This is a genomic window from Lujinxingia litoralis (assembly GCF_003260125.1).
Lineage (GTDB): Bacteria > Myxococcota_A > Bradymonadia > Bradymonadales > Bradymonadaceae > Lujinxingia > Lujinxingia litoralis.
In genome coordinates this window covers 408,958-431,110 of the sequence record NZ_QHKO01000002.1, presented here as the reverse complement: position 1 = coordinate 431,110, position 22,153 = coordinate 408,958, and the positions used below count along the sequence as shown (strand labels likewise).

Here is a 22,153-nt window from a genome sequence, read left to right as displayed (position 1 = left end):
CCAGGGATACGCCGGGCCGCGCGCCCCATTTGAGAAAGAACGCATCATGATATCGACGACGTGGCCTCATCGGCTCTCCCTCGCCGCGCTGCTGCTCGCCGCCGGCACCACTGTGGCTTGTAGTAGCCGCTCTCCGGAGCAGGTTTCCGCACATCAGCAGGAACTCAAACGCGTGGCCGATCCGACGCTCGAACCTCAGAGCGGAGTTCCTGAGATCGATCCGCCCCTGCCCAACCTGGACGCCCCTCACTACACCGCCTTTGATCTTCTGCAGAACCGTCCCCTGGCGCATCGTGTGACCCGCGATGGGCAGGAGCGCGCGTACTGGATCGACGCCCGTGAGCTCGATTTCATGCGCTACGTTCACGGCAATCATGGTCGGGAGTGGATTGTGGGGGCCGATGTGGAGGGGGGAAGGGTCTCGGGCACCCGGGGACGGAAGGCCAGTATCTGGCTGCCGGCTCCGGGCGGGGAGATCGAGGAGTTGGCGCTGCGGGTGTTCAATCCCGCGCGAGGTCATAACGAGCTTCAGGTCGCGCTTAACGGACATGCGCTGGAGACGGTTGCGCTGGAGGAGGGGTGGCAAACCGTGCGCCTCTCGCTTCAGGGGGCGCCAGTGCGCGCCGACAACGCATTGGTGCTGACCTTCTCCAACATGGGCCGTATCGACGGCCAGCTCTCCGGTGGAGGTCTTGCCTGGGCACGCTTTGGAGCGGCGCTTCCGCAGGAAGTCGCCACGCCGAGTCTCGAGGATGAGGGGGCAGGCTCCGGTGGGAGTGATGCGTCAGCGGAGCAGGCTGTGGGAGAAGGGACGGCTGCGGCTCCGGGTGGCGAGGCCGCCCCGACGCCGGGTGAGGCTGGTCTGGAAAACACGCCGCTCGCCGAACTCGCGCCACACCAGCACAACCTGGGGCAGGGCGAGGTTCGCCTGGCTGCCGGTGAGGGGCTGAGCTGGCTGGTCTGGGCCCATCAGGATGCGCACCTGCAGCTCGATCTTCGGGCCGAGCCGGGGTGTGGTCCGCAGGTTCGTCTAGAGGTTGAAGAAGGGCAGGGTAAGGTCCGCGCGGCGCTGGAGGATGGGCGCGCGCTGGTGCCCGAGCGTGGTGCGGAGCAATCCACGTCCTGGAAGCTCCCGGTCGACGACGATCAGATCGCCCGGCTGGAGATCATCGCCGATGACGCATGCCAGGCACCGCTGACCCTGAAGGGCGCGCGCCTGGTTCGCCCCGGCGAGTTGCCGGCGATGCCCGAGGCGATCGAGCCTCCCCGCTATGTGGTGTTCTGGGTAATCGACACTCTCCGGGCGGACTTTCTGCCGATTCACTTCGACACCGACGTGCAGGCGCCCAACCTGAAGCGCCTGGCCGATGAGGGCGTGAGTTTTGAACTCGCCTACGTTCAGGGCACGGAGTCACGGGCGAGTCATGCATCGCTCTTCAGCGGGCTTTACCCCAACCGCCACGGGGTGGCCGGACGAGGGAAGGTGCGCGACAATGTGCGGGTCATTCAGCAGTTCTTTAAAGACGCGAACTACCGCACCGCGATGTACTCCAGCAACGGGTACGCCTCTCATCTGCTCAACCTGCGCCGGGGCTGGGACTTCTACCAGAACAACATCCATGAGCAGACCGGTCTCGACGGCATGTTCATGGCGCGCCAGGGGCTGGGGTGGGCCGAGAATAATCTCGAGAATCCCTTCTTCCTCTACCTGGGTACGATCGATCCGCATGTGACCTATCGGCGTCACCAGGAGTACATCGGCCTCTATGACACCGAGCCCTACAATGGTCGCTTCCAGCGCTATATCTCTGGCGAGGACCTGGGACTGGTCAAAGGCAAGAGACTCCCGGTGAGCGAGCGGGATAAGCAACGGATCATCAACCTCTACAAGAACGAAATCACCTACAACGATAACGCCTTTGGGCACCTGCGCGCCGAGTTGGAGCGCATGGGGATCTGGGATGAGACGTTGGTGGTGGTGACCTCGGACCACGGGGAAGAGTTCTGGGAGCATGGCAGCGTGGGCCATGGCCATAACGTGCATCAGGAGATGGTCCACGTTCCGCTGATCTTCCATTATTCGAAACTCCCGCAGGAGCGGGTGGTGAAGTCCGGTGCCGATGTGGTCGACGTGCTGCCTACCGTCACCGCGCTCCTGGGGCTGGCGCATCCGGAGGAGAAGCAGGGGATGAACCTGCTGCCGGTGATGTACGGGCAGCACGGCGGCTATCCCAATCCGGCGGTGGCCACGCAGTATCAGCTTCATTACGGCATGCAGGTGGCGCACTGGAAGATTTACCTGCGCGCCGGCCAGTTCAAACTCTTTGATCGGCGCGAGGACGTGCGTGAACTCAACGACGTGAGCGCGGACCATCCGCTGGCCAGCCGTTGGCTGCAGGATTCCGTGGCCTGGTTCCGTGCGCATCGCGAGCGCTGGGACAAAGAGCACTGGGGCACCTCCACCAATGTGAGCCCCGAGTTCTGGGAGCAGGTCAGTCAGGTGGATTGACGGACTGCATGTGCGTAGGCCTTCAAAAGGCCTACAAAAAGCCCGCCCGGCGTTTTACGCCGGGCGGGCTTTTTTGTTTGTGCTGTCCTGAACGAGGGCGAGGGCGTTGTAGTGGGAATAGCGAGGAGCATTTCGGCTCCCCCCTGGCGCAAAGAGGGGAGGTCTTAAACCGATCAAAAAACCCGCCGGACATGGGAGTCCGGCGGGTCTCGAGCGCATTGCCTGGTCCAGGTAAAGCGCTCCGGGGGCTGTAGAAAAGGGCTTAGTTGGCCGCTTTCCAGGTCACACCGAGCTTGCTTAAGTCGGGGTGGGTCGCGCTGGTGAACTCGTCTTTGTTGACGGTGTGGCGCTGCACATCCCAGATGCGGAAGCCCCGGTAGTCGGCTTCGCGCGCGTTGCCTTCGGCGTCGAGTTCGTTGGGTCGAAGGGTGATCACGTCAACCTGGACTTCTTCGACGCGCGGGTCGTTCTGCCCCTGGGTGAGCACCACGTAGACGTCAGGACCGTCGACGCGGAAGTGCTGCAGCTCGTAGTCCGGACCGGCGACCATGGCGTCATTGCCCTGGTCTACCGCTTCGATGAAGGCTCCCTTCTCGGGGTAGCGCTGGCGGAAGGGGCCGGCCTCGTGGCTCAGATCGTAGTAGAGGGCAAGCGCGTTGCTCTCAAAGACCTGGGTCAGCACCTTGTAGACCTTGTAGGGGATGGTCTTGGAGCCGATGAGCTGGTGGGGCTGACGGCTCTGCTTTTCGCTCTCTTTCTGGATCTGGTGGGTGCGCTGGCAGCAGCGCTTGTACTTTTTCTCGCTGCCGCAGGGGCAGGGATCGTTGCGGCCGATGTTCTCGGGAATCTCGGAGGCAGGGATCGCTTCGGACATACGCTGGACTCTCGATGGATAAAGCGTCGAGCGGCGAGGCTCGAGGACGGTTAACGGCGACGGAATTGAGCCTGCTGGCGCTGGGCCGGCGGCCGGTCAAGGTGGAACTGATACCACATCAGGTTCCAGCCTCGCATCTTCATCTTACGGTTGTTCTGAAGCGCCTTGAGATTCTTCTCGGTGCGCTCGTCGTTCTCGAGTTTTTCGGTGGCCCGGTTGAGCACTTTGATGGCTTTATCGCGCTGCCCGCTCTTCCACATGCAGTAGGCGTAGATGTTCCACAGAAGCGCTTCCTTTTTGTTGGCGAGCACGGCCTCCTCAAACACCTTTTCCATCTCGTCATAGCGCTTGCGCTTGTAGAGCAGGGTGCCGAGCATCGCCCGGGAGACCCAGTTGCGCTTAAATGAGCGCTTGAGGAAAGGCTCAGCCTCGTCGAAGCGCTGGCTCATGTAGAGGACGGTGCCGATCTGTCCGTCGACCTGGGAGGTGACAAAGAACTGCCACTTGCCCACGGCGTAGGCTTCTTTGAGGATCTCGATGCCGCGATCGATTCGGTTGGCCTGCAGATCGGTCTGGGCCCGGCCTACGATATCCTGGACGGCCTTCATCGAGCGGCGCGCCAGGTAGATGTAGAGGCCCACAAAGACGATGAGCCCGGGGACGATGCCGTAGGCGATGCGCAGCTCTCCGCCGCCGACGGCGAAGCCGGTAAGGAGAGTGACGGCGACCAGGCCGGCGATGCTGATGAGAAGGTTGTACATAGATGGTCACTGCTGGAGGTGGCGTGGGGGCCGGCTCCGGGGCTCTCCATGAGCCCCGGGGAGGCGTGCTTAAACGCCAGGGCCCCCCTGAAGGTCAAGGGATCGGGAAATCGCGACAGAAGGCTTCTACATCGCTGCGGATGCCGCTGAGCGTGTCATCGTTGTCGATGTTGTCGAGCGCGCGAGCCATAAAGTCGGCAATCTGGCGCATGGCGTCTTCGCCCATGCCCCGGGTGGTGATCGCGGCAGTTCCAATGCGGATGCCGGAGGGATCGAAAGGCTTGCGCTTGTCGAAGGGGATGGAGTTGGAGTTGACGACCACGCCGGCTTTTTCCAGCGCGATGGCCGCCGCTCGTCCGCCCAGGCCACGCGGGGTGAGGTCGACCAACACCAGGTGGTTGTCGGTGCCGCCGGTGACCAGGCGAAGCCCCTGCGATTGCAGGGCGTCGGCGAGTACGCGGGCATTGTCGACCACCTGCTGCGCGTAGTGTTTGAAGTCGGGTGTCAGGGCCTCGCCGAAGGCGACGGCGGCCGCGGCGATCTGGTTCATGTGCGGGCCCCCCTGAAGGCCAGGGAAGATCGCGCGATCGATGGCCGAGGCATGCTCCGAGGTGCACATGATCATACCGCTGCGCGGGCCGCGCAGGGTCTTGTGCGTGGTGGTGGTGACGATGTCGGCCACCGGCACCGGGGAGGGGTGGACGCCACCGGCGACCAGGCCGCTGATGTGGGCGATGTCGGCAAGGAGGATCGCATCAACCTCGCGGGCGATTTCGGCAAAACGCTCAAAATCAATGGTGCGCGGGTAGGCCGAGGCGCCGCAGATCAGCATCTTGGGGCGAATCTCCCGGGCCTGGCGAGCGACGGCATCGTAGTCGATGGTCTCGGTCGTCTCATCGACGGCGTAGGCGTGAGCATCGTAGAAGCGCCCGGAGAAGCTGACCTTCCAGCCGTGGGTAAGGTGTCCGCCGAAGGGGAGGCCCATGCCCAGAACTTTGTCGCCCGGCTCCAGCATAGCGTAGAACACCGCCAGGTTGGCCGGCGAGCCACTGTAGGGCTGGATGTTGACGTGATCGGCACCGAAGAGCTCGCGGGCGCGCTCAATGGCCAGGTTTTCCACGCGGTCGGTGTAGGCCTGGCCCTGGTAGTAGCGCTTACCGGGGTAGCCTTCGCTGTACTTGTTGGTCAGGCGGCTTCCGGTGGCCTCCATGACCGCCCGGGAGGTGTAGTTCTCGCTGGCAATCAGGCGGATGGTGTCGTGCTGGCGAGCGTCTTCCGCTTCGAGGATCTCGAAGACTTCCGGATCGGCCTGCTTAAGCGCGTTTAAGGTCTCGGTCATGGCGTCTCCAGGTCGGGGGCCAGGCCGCCTCATGGCGAGCGTGGCGTCAAATGAAGAGCGCCGCCTCAGCAAGGCTTCGGCGGCGGTCGGGTCGTACAGCGACCCGGCGCGCGGCGCGCGCCGGGGTACATCAGGTAAAGCGTTTACTCGGCGGCCGCTTCGCTGATCTCATCGTCGGCAACGGGCACGACGAGGTTGTCGGCGATGATTTCGGCCAGATCCAGGAGTTTGACATCGTCGGCGCCGCGGTTCTTGAGGCCGTCATCAAACATCGTCAAACAGAAGGGGCAGTTGACCGCGATGGCATCCGGCGCGGTGGCCAGCGCCTGGTCGGTACGCTCGATGTTGACGCGCTTGCCTTCGGTTTCTTCCATCCACATCCGGCCGCCGCCGGCACCGCAGCAGAAGCTCTGCTTCTTATTAAGATCCATTTCCTGCATGACCACCCCGGGCACCGACTGGAGCACTTCGCGGGGGTTCTTGTAGCTGTTGTCCCAGCGTCCGATGTAGCAGGAGTCGTGGTAGGTGACCTTCATGGTCGCGGTGGGCTTGAGCTGAATGCGCTGGTGCTGGAGCAGCTCGTTGAGCAGCGCGGTGTGGTGGATCACCTCGTACTGACCACCCAGCTGCGGATACTCCTTGCCGATGGTGTGGAAGCAGTGGGGGCAGGTGGTGATGATCTTGGTCACGCCGTAGCTGTTGAGCGTCTCGATGTTCTGGGTGGCGAGCATCCAGTAGAGGTACTCGTTGCCGATGCGGCGGGCAGGATCGCCGGTGCAGGCCTCTTCCGGTCCGAGGATGGCGAAGGAGACGCCAGCCGAGCGGAGGATCTTGGCAAAGGACTGGGTGACCTTCTTCTGACGGTCGTCGAAGCTGCCGGCGCACCCGACAAAGAAGAGGTAATCAGGCGCCGAGGTCATCTCGCTCATCAGCGGGATGTCCAGGCCTTCGGCCCAGTCGGCGCGGTACGACGAGGAGATGCCCCAGGGGTTGGAGTTGTTCTCCATGTTGCGGAAGGTGCGACCAACTTCGGCGGAGAAGTCCGACTCCATCAGCGCCAGGTAACGACGCATGTCGACGATGGTATCGACGTGCTCGATGTAGACCGGGCAGTTGGCCACGCAGGCCCCGCAGGTGGTGCAGGCCCAGAGCTCTTCTTTGGTGATGATGCCACCGGCCAGCGGCGGGAACTCATCGGCAGCCTCGGAGTTGCCACCCTTGATGACGGCGGTGCCTTTCTCGCGCAGGTGCTCTTTGATGTTGTGAATCACCGCCATCGGGTTGAGCGCCTTGCCGGTGTTGTAGGCCGGGCAGTAGTGCTCGCAGCGACCGCACTCGGTGCAGGCGTAGGTGTCCAGGAGCTGCTTCCAGCGCAGATCTTCGACACGCGCCGCGCCAAAGGACTCCACGTTCTCGTCTTCCATGTCGATGGGGTAGAGCGCGCCGGAGGGCTCCAGTTTGCGGAAGAAAATGTTGGGGATGGCGCCGATCAGGTGCAGGTGCTTGCCAAAGGGAATGTAGTTGGCAAAGGCCACGACGATGGCGATGTGGAACCAGTAGGACACATGGTAGATCCAGAACATCCCCTCGGACTGCGGCGAGGCGCCCATGCCCTGAAGGAGCGTCGAGGTGAAGAGTGCCACCGGGGTCCACTGCGGATCGTGGGCCTGGTTTTCCACGCTCAAGAACGCGATTTCGGCGCCGTTGGCGATGAACTTGGTGAGCATCAGCGCCGCGATCAGCGAGATGATCACCGCACCATCCACCGACTGCAGGGAGTGCTTGGGGCGAATCACATAACGGCGGAACGCCGAGAGGCTGATGGCCACGAGCACCAGGAATCCGAAGACGTCCTGCATGAAGAGCGCCCCGTTATAGGCTCCTCGCCCGATGATCGAACTCAGGTGGAAGTCCCATTTAAAGGCACGGGTGATGTACTCCAGGGTCTCGATCTGGAGGATCAAAAAGCCCCAGAAGATGAAGAGGTGGAGCACCCCGGCCGGCTCGGCGATAACGCGGGCCTGGCCCAGGACCTGGGTAATGATGCCTTTGACGCGCTCGGGGATCTGACTGGTTTTAAGGTCGCCCTGACCGGCGGCCACATAGCGCAGCAGCCAGTAGACGGTGCGCCCGGCGAAGCCGAATCCGACGAGCACGCAGAGGCCCAGGACCATGCGGAACCATTGATGACCCGTGCTGAGTTCGAGGAAGCTATCCACGATGGAGACTCCGAAAATAAGTTACCAGGGGCGCGCCATACTCACGTCGTGAGGGCGCAGCCGTTGCCGTTTATACAGATGGTGGTGCCGCAAAAAAGGCGGCACGAAGACCCCTGTACATAACCGACCGAAGGGCAATCGGCAACCCCGTGCCACGGCGGGCTCTTCGGGGGCGGGGGGGGGGCGGCCCGGAGGAGGGGGCGGCGGCCGGGGCTTGAGACGTGTGGACCGGAGGTCCCCGAGTTGTGTAGGCGCTGGTCGCCCGAACCCGGCTATGGCACCATCGGCCAGCGAACGCCCGGTTCGCCCTTGCTGGCGAGAGACGTGCCGGAGAAGAGGTGGCGCGGCGGTGTTCAGCATAAAGACCCATATTAGTGGATAGCCGGCGTTGTGAGACGTCGCACCCGAATCAGCGTTGAGGAGCTGCACATGTCGGAGATTGTCGCGGGAATCGATCTGGGAACCTCCAACTCGGTGATCTCAGTAGTGCTCGAGGGCGAGGCGATCGTGATTCCCGATGCGCAAGGGCGCCGGGTTCATCCCTCTATTGTGCATCTGATGCCCGGGGGAGAGTCGCTGGTGGGTAACGATGCGCGGCCCTACCGCTTGAGCGACCCGATGAACACGGTGTTCAGCGCCAAGCGTCTGATGGGGCGACCCTTTGACAGCCCTGAGATCAAGATGTTGATGGGGCACTTCCCCTTTCCGGTGGTGCCGGCCGAGGATAATACCCCCCGTATTCAGGTTCAGCAGCAGCTGCATCCACCGGAGGGGATCGGGGCGCGGGTTTTGCATTATCTGTGCGGCCTGGCCCGCGACTATCTGGGGGAGCCGGTGACCCGGGCGGTGATCACGGTGCCAGCGAACTTCGATGAGGCGCAGCGCCGCGCGACCAAGCGCGCCGGGGAGATGGCCGGTCTGGAAGTACTGCGGCTGATCAATGAGCCAACCGCGGCGGCGCTGGCCTACGGTTACGGCAGCGATAAGCGTGAGCGCGTGGCGATCTACGATTTTGGGGGTGGCACCTTCGATGTGACGCTCCTGGAGCTGCGGGGCAACGTCTTTGAGGTGCTCTCCACGGCGGGTAACAGCTATCTGGGAGGAGATGATTTCGACTACCGCCTGGTCAGCGCCATTCTGAACGCCTTTGAGCGTCAGCATCATGTCGACCTCTCCGGTGATGAACTCGTGCACCAGCGGCTGCGGGTGTACGCCGAGGAGATCAAAAAGGGGCTGACTCACCAGGATGCCGTGCGCATGATGATTCGGGAGACGATTCCGGGCACGGTGACCGAGTTGGAACTCGACTTTTCGCTGACTCGGGACAACTTCGAGAAGCGTTGCGCGGACATCGTGGACCAGAGCCTGACGACCTGCGAAGACGCGCTGCGCTCGGCCGGGCTGCAGCGCGCGGAGATCGAACACCTCGTGCTCGTCGGCGGTAGTACCCGGGTGCCTCTGGTTCAGCGCAGCGCGCGGGAGTTCTTTCAGCGAGAGCCGGTGCACGGAATCGACCCCGACGAAGTTGTGGCGGTGGGGGCCGCGGTGTTCGGGGCGTCGATGGTGCAGGAGCAGGCGGCGCCGGCTCCGATTCCGGCCATTCCGGCGGTCGCAGGGTTTGAGCAGGGCATCGAAGAGCTTGATGAGTCGTGGCTGGAGGAGATCGAGCCCGAGAACCAGGCTCCGGCCGGTCCGCTGCTTATCGATGTGACCCCCCACGCGCTGGGGGTGGCGACGGTGGGCGGGGTGATGGACATCATTATCGAGCGCAACGGGCAGCTGCCGCTGGAGCGCTCGCGTTATTTTTCGACGTCACGGGATGATCAGACCCGGGTGGTGTTGCCGATCTACTCCGGCAACAGCCGCCGGATCGAGGATAACCAGCAGCTGGGCGTTCTGGAGTTGACGGATATCCCGCCGGGGCCTCGCGAAGAGGTGCAGATCGAGGTGACCTTTGAGGTGGATACCAACGGGATGCTCAGCGTGCGGGCGACCGATATGCGCACTGGCGTCAACCAGTTTGCGCGCTTGTCGATCAGCGGAGACTCCCAGGTTCAAGACTACAACGCCAGCCACCTTCTGATGTGAGCCCGCAGTGAGGATCCGGGGGTTGGGGAATGCGCGAGGCGGTGTTATGGGTTGGCGCGCCGAGCGCGCGCTGCGTGTCGTCGTCCGAGGGTAGGGTGCCGGATGGCGCCGGCAGCGCTCTGGATATTAAGAGACTCAACAGGCGGTGAGTGAGATGAAGAAGTTGACGATGGGCTCGCTGGCTCTGGCCATGACGCTGGGGTTGGTGGGGTGTGAGGATGATCCCTTTGAAAACGCGCCTTCGGTGAGCGCTTCGGCCTCGGCGCCGGCGGCGTCGAGCCCGCAGGGCGAGCAGGAAGAGCGCTCAGGTGGGCTTGGTCCGGTCGAAGGCACCGAATTGCCGCCCGGGCATCCCCCTCTCGGAGAACAGGCCGGTCAGGGCGCCGATATGATCGGTGGCGTGCCGGCCCCCCAGGTCCCGCGGATGTCCCCACAGGAGTACGGCACGGTGGGCCCGATTCGCTGGCAAACCCCGCAGGAGTGGCAGGCTCAGGTGCCGACCAATGCCATGCGTCAGGCGCAGTATCAGATCCCCGGAGAGGCCGGTCAGGAGCCGGCCGAACTGGTGGTGTTCTACTTCGGTCCCGGTGGAGGTGGGGGGGTGGAGGCCAACCTGAAGCGCTGGGCGGGTCAGTTTAATGGCGAGTCCCCGGCGACCTTTGGCGAACGGGAGGTGAACGGGGTCAAGGTCCATACCGTGGATGCTTCCGGGACCTATGACGCCGGGATGGCGATGGCCGGTCAGGGCCCTCGCGATGCGCAGCGTATGCTCGGGGCGATCGCCGAAACCTCGCAGGGACTCTTCTTCTTTCGCATGGTCGGGCCGAAGGCCTTGATCGACGCGAAGGCCGACGGGTTTGAGAGCTTTGTCAGTTCCTTTGAGCATGGCGAGAGCTAAGCCCGGTGAATGAGAGGTCGGCGATGATCGACGCACACTGTCATCTGCAGTTCGAGGCCTTTGACGGGGAGCGCGAGGCGGTGATTTGTCGCGCTGCGGACGTCGGTGTGGAGGCTCTCGTGATCGCCGACTACGACGGAGCTCGGCGAGGGATGCTCGCCGAACTGGGCAAGACTCCCGGCGTCGCGATCTGTGTCGGATTGCACCCCTGGGCGCTTGCCGGGATGGATGAGCAGGCGATCGGGCGGGAGCTTCAGCAGATTGGGGAGGCGCTCCGTAAGTCAGAGTGGGCGGCGGTAGGCGAATGTGGGTTGGACTTTGTCCGGGCAACCGACGCCGACGCCCGGGCCGAGCAGCAGCGCGTGCTGGAAGCGCTGCTGGATTTGGCGAATGTGCACGCATTGCCGGTCGTGCTGCACGCGGTGCGTTGCCACAGCACCCTGCATGCGCTGCTTCGCCAGCGTGGCGGGTGCCCCTCGGGCGGGATCATGCATGCCTACAGTGGCTCCTCCCGACAGGTGCCGCTCTTTTTGATGCATGGCCTCGATATCTCGGTGGGCTCGCGGTTGATTCGCAATCCCGAGAAGTTGCGTGCGGTGGTCGGACAGGTCCCACTGGATCGGCTGCATCTGGAGACCGACAGCCCGGATGGCCTGGTGATGGCGGATTCGGATCGGGCGTTCACCGAACCGGCCGACGTGGTCCACATCGTGCGTGCGGTTGCCGAGGCGCTCGGGCTCGCGCCGGAGACGCTTGCCCGGCGTTGCGCCCGCAATACGCGTGAGCTTTTTAAGCTCGGTGAAGGCCGGCTTGGGAGCGCATAAACGTTGAGCCGGCCAGGTTTTCATCGTAACATTTTTGCGCGTCGGCAGCCCGGGAGGCTCGCCGCAAACCGTATTAACCCCCAAGTTGTGAGACGAGACGATGAGCTGTCCAATCGATGGGTTGACCGTGGAAGAGCAAGACCGCCCGGATGACGCCGGCACGGTGGTCTTTGAGGGACGCCCGATGAAGTCATGGAGTCTGCATCGGCGCTGGGATCGGGCCGGCCGATTGCTCGGCGAAGATGCGATGGCGCGGCTGTACGGCGCGCATGTGATGGTGTTCGGACTGGGGGGCGTGGGGAGCTTCACCGCGGAAAGTCTGGCGCGCACGGGCGTGGGCAAGCTCACCCTGGTTGATTTTGACCGGGTCTGCGGCACCAATACCAACCGCCAGCTTCACGCGATGAAGGGGACGTTTGGAAAATGGAAGGCCGACCTGATGGCCGAGCGATGCGCGCTGATCAATCCGGAGGGCACCGTGATTGGGAGGCGGGCGTTCTATCACGAAGCGACCAGTGAGTCGTTTTTGGGTCAGCGGCCCGATTTTGTAGTAGATGCCATCGATAATGTCAGCGCCAAGGTGCATTTGCTGACCTCGTGCCTGGAGCAGGGGATCGAGGTGGTCTCGTGCATGGGCGCGGCCGGTAAGGCCGATCCGACAAAAATCGAGATCGACGATCTGGCACGCACCAAGGGCGATCCCCTGGCTCGGGCGGTGCGCAAGATCTTGCGTCAGAACGGGGTCATGAAAGGAAAGGGTCGCGTGGGTATCCCGACGGTGTACAGCAGTGAAGTGCGCCATCAGCCTCAGTCGCTCAGTTATGATGGCACCGCCGGGTTCCGATGCATCTGTCCGACCAAAGGCAACGAGCTTCACTCCTGTGACCACCGCAATCTGATCGAGGGGACCGTGAGTTTTGTTACGGGGACCTTCGGGATGATGGCCGCCTCGGTGGTCGTGCGTGAGCTCTGCGCGCAGGTCGCCGGCGAGGCTGCCGCCGAGTAAGTACGAAGCGGCCCAGCCGAAGGTAAAGAAAAAGCCCCCCGGATGCTCTCCGGGGGGCTTTTTCGTTCTTGCTGGGAACTAGCGGCGGGCTTAACGGGCCTGCCAGGTGTCCGCCTGGCCGTCTCCGGTGGTGTCGCGGCCGACCCGGGTGAGGATGCCTTCCTCGTAGAACTCCCAGTAGTCGATACGGTCGTCGGCGTTCTGGTCCTTCTCCACGCGCAGGAGCGTGCCCTCGGCATAGTGGCGGGTGGTGCTCACGCGTCCGCTCTCGGCGTCGATGAGCTCTTTGCGGGTGAGCTTGCCCCCGTCATAGTAGAGGATGGAGTCGATGCTGCCGTCGAGGTCGACGTCGAGCTCTTCGGTGCGCACGTTATTGTACTCATCGTAGACCCGGCGGACGTTGACGCTGCCATCGCCGTTGGCGTCGATCTCCAGTTTCACCATCCGGCGGCGAGTCAGGGAGGGATCGTCGGCGTCGGCGCTTTCCTCATAATATTTAAGCACATCGGGCTCGCCATCGCCGGTGGAGTCGTAGTGTTCGACGATTTGCCCCTCGGCGTTGCGGGAGCGCGAGAACTGAGGGTTCTCCAGCGAATTGGCGTCGCGCTTGGCGCTGTCATCGGAGCCACAGGCTCCCAGGAGGGCCAGGAAGAGAAGAGGGGCCAGGGGGCGAGGGAGGCGGTGGAGCATAAAAGTCATCATGATGGCGTTCTCATCACCAGGGGTTCAGCGCGCCCGGTTGGGCCAGTATGGCAGGGGGCCAGCATGGAAGGTTAGCGCTGCGGTGTCAAAGTTAACCCCCGGGCTCTGAGCCCGCGCGGGTGACCTTGCCTGATAGGGGCCGCTAGGTTATGAAGCGCGCCGGGAGCCGTCTATGCCCGTGGTGGGACGACGGTAGCCCGGCTGCAGCCGGGAAGGCCCCGGGCCGTGTATCGGTTTGAGCGGCGTCACTTTTGAAAAAGGCCAATAGCGTCTATGGCGAAGCGTTCCGTCGACCAGTCTAAAATCCGCAACTTCTCGATCATCGCGCATATCGACCATGGTAAGTCGACCCTGGCCGACTGCATTCTCTCGGAGACCAAGGCGGTAAGCGATCGTGAGAAGAAGGCTCAGTTCCTCGACAATATGGATCTGGAGCGCGAGCGGGGAATCACGATCAAAAGCCAGGCGGTGCGTCTGTTTTATACCGCGGAAGATGGGGAGGAGTATCTACTGAACCTCATCGATACCCCGGGCCATGTGGACTTCAACTACGAGGTTTCTCGAAGTCTGGCGTGCTGCGAGGGCGCGATTCTGGTGGTCGACGCGGCGCAAGGGGTGGAGGCTCAGACGGTGGCCAATGTGTACCTGGCCATCGACTCGGACCTGGAGATCGTGCCCGTTCTCAATAAGATCGATCTTCCCGCGGCCGACGTGGACCGGGTCAAAGATGAGATCGAAGATGTCATCGGACTCGATGCCAGTGAGGCGGTCCTGGCCAGTGCGAAAAACGGCATCGGCATCAAAGAGACGCTGGAGGCGATCGTCCAGCAGGTGCCTCCCCCGGCCGGCGATCCGCAGGCGCCGCTGCAGGCGTTGGTGTTTGATAGCTGGTTCGATCCCTACCGCGGCGTCATCAATATGATCCGAATTGTCGAAGGCGAGCTGCGCCCGGGCATGGAGATCAAGTGGATGGCGTCCGGGGCCAAGAGTGAAGTGACTCAGATCGGGGTTTACGGACCCACGCCCATGCCGGTCGACAAGCTGGGGCCGGGAGAGGTCGGGTTTGTGATCGCGATGATCAAAGAGGTCGATCAGGCCAAGGTCGGCGATACCATTACCGATGCGCGGCGCCCGGCGGCCGAGGCATTGCCCGGATTTAAAGACGTGAAGCCCACGGTGTTCTGTGGGATCTTCCCGACGAACTCCAAAGATTACGAAGAGCTTCGTGACGCGCTCGATAAGCTGGTGCTTAACGATGCCTCGATCAGCTACGAGCCCGAGACCAGTCAGGCGCTGGGATTTGGGTTCCGTTGCGGGTTTCTGGGGCTCTTGCACATGGAGATCATCCAGGAGCGTCTGGAGCGGGAGTTTGATCTCGATCTGATCACCACGGCCCCCTCGGTCGTGTACCGGGTTCTGACCACCGATGGCGAAGAGTTGATGGTGGAGAACCCCAGTGACCTTCCCGAGACGCAGTTTATCGATCGGATTGAAGAGCCGGTGATCAACGCCACGATTCATGTGCCCCCGGAGCACGTCGGGCCAGTGATCGGGTTGTGCGAAGAGCGGCGAGGCACTCAGCTCGATCTGCGCTATTCGGGGACCAATCGTATTATTCTGAAATACGAAATGCCGATGAACGAGGTTGTCTTTGACTTCTTCGATCGGCTGAAGTCGGTGTCCCGTGGTTACGCCAGCTTTGAGTACGAGGTCATCGGCTTTAAGCGCGGGGATATGGTCAAGCTCGATATGCTGGTCAATGGCGAGCCGGTCGATGCGCTCAGCGTGATTGTCCATCGCGATTTCGCCTACAATCGTGGCCGAATGCTGGCCAAGAAGCTGCGGGAGGTGATCCCGCGTCAGATGTTTGAGGTGGCGTTGCAGGCCGCAATCGGTAACCGTGTTATTGCTCGCGAGACGGTGAAAGCCTTCCGCAAGAATGTCACGGCCAAGTGTTACGGCGGTGATATCAGCCGCAAGCGCAAGCTCCTGGAAAAGCAGAAAGAGGGCAAAAAGCGCATGAAGCAGGTCGGCAACGTGGAGCTGCCTCAGGAGGCCTTCCTGGCGGTGCTGCGAGTCGACGAAGATTGAACCAGCGTGAGGTAAGTGGCGGTGTCCGATCAAAACAATAAAGCGCAGACGTTGGAAGAGGCGCAGGAGCTGGTGCGAGAGACGCAGCTGCGTCTGGACCGTGCGCGCAAGCTTCCCGACGAGGTGCGCTACCGCCTCCAGGAAGAGCTCAATGCTCTGCGCCAGGGAATCAAGCGTGAGGACAGCGCCTACGTTGAGGAAGTATGCGAGACGGTACGCTCGCTTGCCGAGGAGTATCTGGCCGGTATCTCGGTCAAGCCTGCCTGGCAGGAGTACGCCGAGACGGTGGGGCTGGCGATCTTGTGCGCTTTGGTGTTGCGGGCCTTTTTCTTTGAGGCGTTTAAGATCCCCAGCGGCTCAATGGAGCCGACGCTTCTCAAAGGCGACCACCTCTTCGTCAACAAGATTCGTTACGGCATTCGGGTTCCCTTTACGACCACGTTTTTGATGCGTTTTGCCGAGCCCCAGCGCGGAGAAGTGGTGGTGTTTCGCTTCCCCTCCGATGAGGCGCGGGAGCATGTGCGCCAGAAGCGGGAAGAGGCTGCGGCCAATGGCGAGAAGGCCGTTGAGTGCATTTTGAACTTTGATGAGAAAGACTTCATCAAGCGCATCGTCGGGTTGCCTGGAGACGTGGTGGAGGGGCGAGGGGGGCAGCTGCTGGTCAACGGGGAGCCGATGAGTCGCACTCCCATTCGCCGCGGTCCGGCGCCGGATCGATCCGGTCGTACGGCGTACTACTACCTGGAGACTCTGGGGGAGGCGACTCACCAGATTCGCGAGGATAGTCCGCCTGGCTACGACGAGGGCCATGATTTTGGGCCTGTCACGGTAGCCGAAGGGCACTTTTTTGCCATGGGCGACAATCGCGACAATTCTGCCGACAGCCGCTGCTGGGGACAGGTCCCGCTGGATAATATCAAGGGGCGAGCGATGATCATCTGGCTCTCGCTGGAAGATGGTCAAACCGGAGAGCCCGGCATTCGCTGGGATCGTTTCGGGATGCCTATTGAATAGGGAGCGATAACCCGAGAAGAACGAGCGGCCGGGCCGGGTCTGCTCTCAGAATCCGGAGCGATGATGAACCTGATCGGACTGCAGGAGTTGTCGAGACAGCGCATGATCGCGCTATTAGATGCTTCGGAGCGTTATCTGAGCGAGGACGGCCAGGTGATCACACCGGCGGAGGACCGAGAACTTTTGCGCGAACAGACGTTCGCGCTTTTGTTTTTGGAGCCCAGTACCCGCACCCGAACGAGCTTCGATCTGGCGATTCAGCGCCTCGGGGGGCGTTCGGTGACGATCAGCGGCCAGGGGAGTAGCCTTCAGAAAGGAGAGTCGGCGGCCGATACCTGTAAGACGGTCGCGGCGATGGGCGTCGATGGACTGGTGGTCCGCCATCATGACCGCCATCTTCCCCATGTGTTGAGCGAGCGGATGAACTTACCGGTCATCAATGCCGGCAATGGCAGTGGTGAGCATCCGACCCAGGGGTTGTTGGATGCGCTCACACTGCGACGTCATTTTAACAGTGGGGAGGGGCTCAGCGGGCTGAAGATCGCCATCGTGGGTGATATCGTTCACAGTCGAGTCGCTCGCAGTGATGCGCATATCTTTTCGGCACTGGGCGCCGATGTCTTGCTGGCCGGGCCCAGGATGCTTTTGCCCACCGAAGCACAGCTGGACGCGTGGCCGGCGCGTGTGACTACCTCCCGCAAGGAGGCCCTGCGTTGGGCGGATGCGGTGGTCGTTCTGCGAATTCAGCAGGAGCGTTTGCGTGGCTCGGTGGTGGATCCTCATCGCTATGCATCGGATTGGGGTATCGACCAGTCGGTCATTGAACAGTATATGTCCCCGTTGACGGTGATCTTACACCCGGGTCCGGTGATCCGGGGCGTGGAACTCTCCGATCCGGTGATCGATAGCCCGCAGAGTCTGATCTGGCGCCAGGTAACCCACGGGGTGGCCGTGCGCCAGGCGGTGATTGCGGCATACTTTGGACCGCGCGAGGAACGCGCGTGAGGAGCAGCAGTTGAGTCAATCGCGACCCAGGTTAAAGTCACTGTCGGGGCGCAGCCCGGCGATTCTCGTATTTGAAGATGGCAGCTGTTTCGAGGGGCTGAGTGCCGGTGCCGGCGGCTCGACCCTGGGAGAGGTGGTCTTCAACACCAGCATGTCCGGATATCAGGAGATCGCCACCGATCCCTCGTATCGCGGACAGATCGTCACCTACACCATGCCTCATATGGGGAACTACGGGGTCAACTCGGTTGACGATGAGTCGGTGGAGTTTCAGGCTGCCGGGGTCGTGGTGCGTTCGCTGGCTCGCCTGGCGAGCAATCATCGCGCCGAGCAGAGTTTTGAGGAGTGGCTGGTGGCCCACGGCGTGGTCGGAATCTGCGAGGTCGATACTCGTGAGCTCACCCGGAAGCTGCGCGACGGCGGCGTGGGGCTTGGGATCATCGTGCACGACGCCACGCGCGAAGATGCTCCGGCGGCGCTGAAGCTGCTCGCCGCGCATCCCGACTACGGAAGTGTTGATTTCGTAAGTGAAGTCGCGACGACTCGCGCACTGCATGTCAGTGTGGACGGTGATAACGCCTGGGAGCACCCCCTCCGTTTAACTCCCCTGGAGCAGGCGATGGCGCCCGGGGAGGGCACGCATGTGGTGGTGATGGATTTCGGTGTGAAGTTCAGCATTCTTCGGCATCTGGTGGCGCGGGGCATTCGCGTAACCTTAATGCCCCGTGATGCCGATTTGAGCGCGGTGGAGGCTCTCGACCCGGACGGGGTGCTCTGGTCCAACGGCCCCGGGGATCCAGATAAGATGGAGCCCTTCATCGCGCAGGTGCGTGCCATCAGCGAGCGCTTCCCGACGATGGGGATCTGCCTGGGACACCAGCTTCTGGCCAAGGCCTTTGGTGGCCAGACCTTCAAGCTGGCTTTTGGTCATCGCGGCCCCAATCAGCCGGTGCAGGATCAGCGCGATAAAACCGTGGCGATGACCAGCCAGAACCACGGATATGCCGTGCGTCGCGAAGGATTCCCGGATGAGCTGGAGGTGACCCACGTCAACCTCAACGATCACACGATCTCGGGGTTTGCGCACCGCACCCTGCCCATTCACGCGGTGCAGTACCATCCGGAGGCTGGTCCCGGCCCCAACGACGCTACGAGCTTCTTTGACCGCTTTGCGTTAGCCATTGACGAGCATTACGCGGCGCGCGCTTGAGCATGGTTGCTATCTCCGGGGATAAAAAAGCCCCGGCCGCAAGATGATGATTCGCCAAAGATGGGTTATGATGCGCCCGATCTTTCGCCTCGTGCGACACTATTGAGGAGCTACCATGGACTTGCGGTTTTGGGCCGCCACGGACACCGGGCGCGTCCGCGACCATAATGAAGATAACTTCCTGGTCGACAAGCGCCTGCAGCTCTTTGTTGTGTGCGATGGCATGGGCGGGCATGCCGCCGGGGAGGTTGCCAGCGCGGTGTGCGTGCGCACCGTGCGCGAGGTGATTGCCGGAGCCGGCGAGTTGATCACCCACGTGCAGGAGGCCCCCGAGGACCCTCAGGTGCAACAGGCCGTGGTCGACCTGCTACGTCAGGCGGTTCAGGCAGCCTGCGCTCGCATCTTTGAAATGGCTCAACAGGACACCAGTCGCCGGGGCATGGGGACTACATGTACGGCGCTGCTGATCAGCGGTGCGCACGGCTTTGTGGGGCATGTCGGCGATTCGCGTCTCTATCGGGTACGGCAAGGGGAGGTGGAGCAGGTTACGACGGATCACTCTCTGCTCAATGAGATGATCCGCCAGGGAAAGCTCCCCGCAGATACCCGCGAGCGCGACTTCCCGCATAATAACGCGGTGACGCGGGCGGTGGGGGTGCGTGAGTTCGTGGAGGTGGATGCTTTTGAATTTGGCATCGACCGGGGTGATCGCATGATGATGTGTTCCGACGGGTTGAGCGGTTATTTCGAAGAAGAGATCGACGTCCTTGATATGACCTCCGGTGATGACCTGCAGGAGATCATTACGCGGTGCATCGATTTCGCCAATGAAAGCGGCGGGAAAGATAATATCACCGTGATTGTCGTCGATGCCGTTGACGCGCAGGCTAATCAGCCGGATCAGGCGCTAGAATTGGTTCGAGCCACCTCGTACTTTCATTACCTCTCGGGGCAGGAGCTGGAGCATATCTGGCGCCTGGGCAAGGTCGTAGAATTTGAGCCCGACCAGGAGGTGACCTCTCCGGTGAGTGTGGCACATTGTCTCTTTGTGATCCTCAAAGGGTCGGTGTCGCTGCATCTGGATGGGAAGCGGGTCAGCGTCCTGACGACCGGGGAGCATTTTGGCGAGATGGCGCTGATCGATGCGCAGGATGATAACGATAACCGTTTGCTGGTGCGCTCGCTGGAGCCGACCACACTCTTCTCGATTGCGCGGGATGAGTTTATGGGGATTCTGCGCAGTGATCCGGGGCTGGCGATCAAGCTGCTCTGGAACTTCGTGCAGGTATTTGCGGATCGTCTTCAGTCGGTGCCGGCGGAGTATCGTTTCAGTCCTGACGACTGGCGGGAGGACCCGGATGCCTCGGCAGATTTTACGCCTCCCTCCGGCTCGCTGGTCTTTACTGAGGATATCCGGCGCATTGAGGAACGTTTCCTCGCCGAATCGGCGAACTTCGAGGCCAGTGTGGGCGGGCAGGATTCCGAGTCGGCTGTCGAGGATGATGTCACGACGCAGGACGCAGGGCGCGACGGGTTGGAGTCTGCCTCCTCGCCGCAGATGGACTGGCCGCCGGCATCCTCCGACGCGTTGAGCGAGAGTGAGATGGAGGCGGATGGCGATGAGCGGGCGTTTGCGCACCGGCCGACGCTGCGCCTGGACGCTTTCCGCGATGATTTTGATGGCGATACAACGCTCAATCCCTGGGACAATGCCACGTCTCAGATCGGGGACTCCAACTCCGACGCGTCGGATGCTGGCGATTGGACCTTTGGCAGTATCGACGATGCCTACGATGATTCGGATCCTGAACCGCCATCTGGCGCTTCGGTGAGCTTTGGGAGAGCGGCGGCGGCCGGGGCTGATGAAGACCTGCGAGCCACGGTGCAGTTCGAGCGTCCGCTCTCTCGCGAAGGGGTTATGGCCTCAATGGCCTCGTCCTTTTCCGGAGCAGCTGGCAGCGTTGAGGGCGAACGCAACGTCGATGAGGATGTTGCCAAAACAGTCGATCTCGATGCTGACCTGGCGCGCCTGCGCTCGCTCCGAGCTGAGTCGAGCTTGGACCTCAAGGAGCGCTTGCGACAGCGCATGAAGACTCGCACCCCCGCCGGGTTGTCACAGGAGGACGGGGCGAATGTGTCGGACGAGAGTAGTGTCGGTCGCGGGGCGATGGCAGGTGAGTCGGAAGTTCGCAGCACGCACCAACCTCGTGCTCCGGAGGTTGGGGAAGAGGCCAAGATCATGATCTCGCCAGAGCTCATGGGGTTGGTTGACGATGATGAGGTCTAGGTTGCCCCGGGGTTGCTGCTTCGGCAGGCCCTTTGTTTTGTAGGTCGCGCGCATTGCACGCGACCTGATGTACACCAGGACGGCGCTCGCCATGGAAACTCGTACAATTCTTCAAATCGTGCTCGGGGTGGTCATCTCGCTGATCGTGGTCGCCGGGGTGCTGATGGTCATTGCCCTGACTCGTGATGCAGAAATGGTCATTGTGGAGCAGGCCGTGGTCGAGCAGCGCGAGGCTCGCGAGCGCAAGAATCCCTGGGCCGATCAGGGAGATGCGGCGATTGCGCTTGTGCAACGTTCGCGCGTCAAGGGCCTGGCGGAAGAAGCCGGCGATGACGCGGAACCGGCCACGGTCGGGGCGCTGATGGCGGACGAGGGCTTTATCAGCGAGAAGCTGAAGATCTCCGGCCCGGAGTCGGCAGGTTGGCAAGCGCAGTGGTGGGGGGAGACTCGCTTTGGGCCCTCGTTCTTCCTGGTGCGCTACGCATTTAAGGACGCCAACGTGGAGGTCGGGCCCGCCTGGCTCGTTGACCTGAAGACGCAGAAGGTCGTTCCCAAAAACGTGCTTGCGAGTGTGGCATCAAACCCGACGAAGGGCGTGGAGTCGAAGTATTACGACAAGGCCAGGCAGGTGGTCTCGGCGATGACCAGCCACCGCTTTCCGGCGGGGATCAACCTCGGAGGAGCGCTGCTGCTCTACTTTGAGCAGCGTGAAGGGTCGGGGGAAGGCGATACCGTCCTTGGTTGGACCATTGATCACGACCGGGACAACCTCTTTCGGGCCTACTTCCAGTGGACAGAAGGGGGAGAGCAATCCTACGCGGAGTTTGAGTTCGACTTTGATAAGCGTGCGCTACGTGCGGTGAACCTGCAGGCGGCCCAGATCATGCGTGTAGGGGAGGAGTTCGAGCCCACCGACCGGGTCAGCATTATGCCGGGGACCTACGACCCCACGCAGCGTGTGGCGGCGAACCGGTGGCTGGGAGGGGCGCGTCAGCAATGCCGTCAGCCGCGTCACCGGGACGGCTGTAAGGCGCTGGCGACCCTGCTCGACCAGAACGAGTTGATCGAGACGCTGGAGTGGCTGCTCACCGCGCGCTCCGATACGGCCGAGGCGTTTGAGGCCTGCAAAGAAGAGCGTAAGTGTCGTTGGATGCCCGAGGCGCGTGGCGAGGGTATCTACCGTATTAAGTACATCTATAACCTGGGTGGTGAGGAAGAAACGCTGGCCTGGGATGTGAACCTGCGCAAAGATCAGGTCGAAGCCGCCGGTCGTATCAGTCAGCTATCTCAGCGTGCGGTGAACCCGCGTGGTTGAGCCGGGAGAGT

General features: G+C 62.3%; 16 protein-coding genes. 11 read left to right on the top strand and 5 right to left on the bottom strand.

Translation table 11 applies throughout. From position 1 onward, the window contains the following. The first annotated feature begins 46 nt into the window (after positions 1-46). Complete coding sequence (locus DL240_RS06400; RefSeq protein ID WP_146618142.1) at positions 47-2,509, top strand: sulfatase family protein; 2,463 nt, start codon at positions 47-49, stop codon at positions 2,507-2,509. 262 nt (positions 2,510-2,771) lie between these two features. On the opposite strand, the gene DL240_RS06395 is transcribed toward DL240_RS06400, so the two are convergent. The 4 genes from DL240_RS06395 to DL240_RS06380 form a co-directional block, all read right to left on the bottom strand. Further along, on the bottom strand, positions 2,772-3,383 hold the full coding sequence (locus DL240_RS06395; protein WP_111729037.1) for a YecA family protein: 612 nt from the start codon (positions 3,381-3,383) through the stop codon (positions 2,772-2,774). A gap of 50 nt (positions 3,384-3,433) precedes the next feature. After that, positions 3,434-4,144 (bottom strand): tetratricopeptide repeat protein, encoded by a 711-nt coding sequence (locus DL240_RS06390; protein WP_111729036.1) that lies wholly within the window; start codon positions 4,142-4,144, stop codon positions 3,434-3,436. Positions 4,145-4,238: 94 nt separating this feature from the next. After that, positions 4,239-5,483, bottom strand: a complete 1,245-nt coding sequence (locus tag DL240_RS06385) for a serine hydroxymethyltransferase (protein ID WP_111729035.1) — start codon at positions 5,481-5,483, stop codon at positions 4,239-4,241. 143 nt (positions 5,484-5,626) lie between these two features. Then, a complete protein-coding gene (locus DL240_RS06380) occupies positions 5,627-7,702 on the bottom strand; it encodes a (Fe-S)-binding protein (RefSeq protein ID WP_111729034.1) in 2,076 nt (691 codons plus the stop codon). 429 nt (positions 7,703-8,131) lie between these two features. Here DL240_RS06380 and DL240_RS06375 point away from each other — a divergent pair, with 429 nt between their 5' ends. From DL240_RS06375 to DL240_RS06360, 4 genes are all read left to right on the top strand, one after another. Further along, complete coding sequence (locus DL240_RS06375; RefSeq protein ID WP_111729033.1) at positions 8,132-9,790, top strand: Hsp70 family protein; 1,659 nt, start codon at positions 8,132-8,134, stop codon at positions 9,788-9,790. Between the two features lie 154 nt (positions 9,791-9,944). Beyond that, on the top strand, positions 9,945-10,688 hold the full coding sequence (locus DL240_RS06370; RefSeq protein ID WP_111729032.1) for a hypothetical protein: 744 nt from the start codon (positions 9,945-9,947) through the stop codon (positions 10,686-10,688). Positions 10,689-10,711: 23 nt separating this feature from the next. After that, entirely contained in the window at positions 10,712-11,512 is an 801-nt protein-coding gene (locus tag DL240_RS06365; protein WP_111729031.1) for a TatD family hydrolase, read from the top strand. 100 nt (positions 11,513-11,612) lie between these two features. Continuing rightward, positions 11,613-12,518: a tRNA threonylcarbamoyladenosine dehydratase gene (locus DL240_RS06360; protein WP_199589758.1), complete on the top strand. Its 906-nt coding sequence runs from the start codon at positions 11,613-11,615 to the stop codon at positions 12,516-12,518. A 90-nt stretch (positions 12,519-12,608) separates the two neighbouring features. On the opposite strand, the gene DL240_RS06355 is transcribed toward DL240_RS06360, so the two are convergent. Continuing rightward, entirely contained in the window at positions 12,609-13,220 is a 612-nt protein-coding gene (locus tag DL240_RS06355) for a hypothetical protein (protein ID WP_111729030.1), read from the bottom strand. A 273-nt stretch (positions 13,221-13,493) separates the two neighbouring features. Here DL240_RS06355 and lepA point away from each other — a divergent pair, with 273 nt between their 5' ends. The 6 genes from lepA to DL240_RS06325 all read left to right on the top strand — a co-directional run bounded on the left by lepA (position 13,494) and on the right by DL240_RS06325 (position 22,142). Then, complete coding sequence (lepA, locus tag DL240_RS06350; protein ID WP_111729029.1) at positions 13,494-15,311, top strand: translation elongation factor 4; 1,818 nt, start codon at positions 13,494-13,496, stop codon at positions 15,309-15,311. Positions 15,312-15,332: 21 nt separating this feature from the next. Then, positions 15,333-16,325, top strand: a complete 993-nt coding sequence (lepB, locus tag DL240_RS06345; protein ID WP_199589757.1) for a signal peptidase I — start codon at positions 15,333-15,335, stop codon at positions 16,323-16,325. 63 nt (positions 16,326-16,388) lie between these two features. Then, positions 16,389-17,330, top strand: a complete 942-nt coding sequence (locus tag DL240_RS06340; RefSeq protein WP_158542395.1) for an aspartate carbamoyltransferase catalytic subunit — start codon at positions 16,389-16,391, stop codon at positions 17,328-17,330. 10 nt (positions 17,331-17,340) lie between these two features. Next, positions 17,341-18,540 carry a glutamine-hydrolyzing carbamoyl-phosphate synthase small subunit gene (gene carA, locus DL240_RS06335; RefSeq protein WP_158542394.1) on the top strand — a complete coding sequence of 400 codons (1,200 nt, stop codon included), beginning with the start codon at positions 17,341-17,343 and terminating at the stop codon, positions 18,538-18,540. A gap of 115 nt (positions 18,541-18,655) precedes the next feature. Next, complete coding sequence (locus tag DL240_RS06330) at positions 18,656-20,827, top strand: protein phosphatase 2C domain-containing protein (RefSeq protein WP_111729026.1); 2,172 nt, start codon at positions 18,656-18,658, stop codon at positions 20,825-20,827. Positions 20,828-20,918: 91 nt separating this feature from the next. Beyond that, a complete protein-coding gene (locus tag DL240_RS06325) occupies positions 20,919-22,142 on the top strand; it encodes a hypothetical protein (protein WP_146618141.1) in 1,224 nt (407 codons plus the stop codon). Positions 22,143-22,153: the final 11 nt, after the last annotated feature.

Coding starts and splice junctions, on each gene's coding strand:
- DL240_RS06325 (WP_146618141.1), top strand. CDS start 20,919: ATGGAAACTCGTACAATTCTTCAAATCGTGCTCGGGGTGGTCATCTCG.
- lepA (WP_111729029.1), top strand. CDS start 13,494: ATGGCGAAGCGTTCCGTCGACCAGTCTAAAATCCGCAACTTCTCGATC.
- DL240_RS06340 (WP_158542395.1), top strand. CDS start 16,389: ATGAACCTGATCGGACTGCAGGAGTTGTCGAGACAGCGCATGATCGCG.
- DL240_RS06400 (WP_146618142.1), top strand. CDS start 47: ATGATATCGACGACGTGGCCTCATCGGCTCTCCCTCGCCGCGCTGCTG.
- DL240_RS06355 (WP_111729030.1), bottom strand. CDS start 13,220: ATGATGACTTTTATGCTCCACCGCCTCCCTCGCCCCCTGGCCCCTCTT.
- DL240_RS06375 (WP_111729033.1), top strand. CDS start 8,132: ATGTCGGAGATTGTCGCGGGAATCGATCTGGGAACCTCCAACTCGGTG.
- DL240_RS06330 (WP_111729026.1), top strand. CDS start 18,656: ATGGACTTGCGGTTTTGGGCCGCCACGGACACCGGGCGCGTCCGCGAC.
- DL240_RS06385 (WP_111729035.1), bottom strand. CDS start 5,483: ATGACCGAGACCTTAAACGCGCTTAAGCAGGCCGATCCGGAAGTCTTC.
- DL240_RS06360 (WP_199589758.1), top strand. CDS start 11,613: ATGAGCTGTCCAATCGATGGGTTGACCGTGGAAGAGCAAGACCGCCCG.
- DL240_RS06390 (WP_111729036.1), bottom strand. CDS start 4,144: ATGTACAACCTTCTCATCAGCATCGCCGGCCTGGTCGCCGTCACTCTC.
- DL240_RS06370 (WP_111729032.1), top strand. CDS start 9,945: ATGAAGAAGTTGACGATGGGCTCGCTGGCTCTGGCCATGACGCTGGGG.
- DL240_RS06365 (WP_111729031.1), top strand. CDS start 10,712: ATGATCGACGCACACTGTCATCTGCAGTTCGAGGCCTTTGACGGGGAG.
- DL240_RS06395 (WP_111729037.1), bottom strand. CDS start 3,383: ATGTCCGAAGCGATCCCTGCCTCCGAGATTCCCGAGAACATCGGCCGC.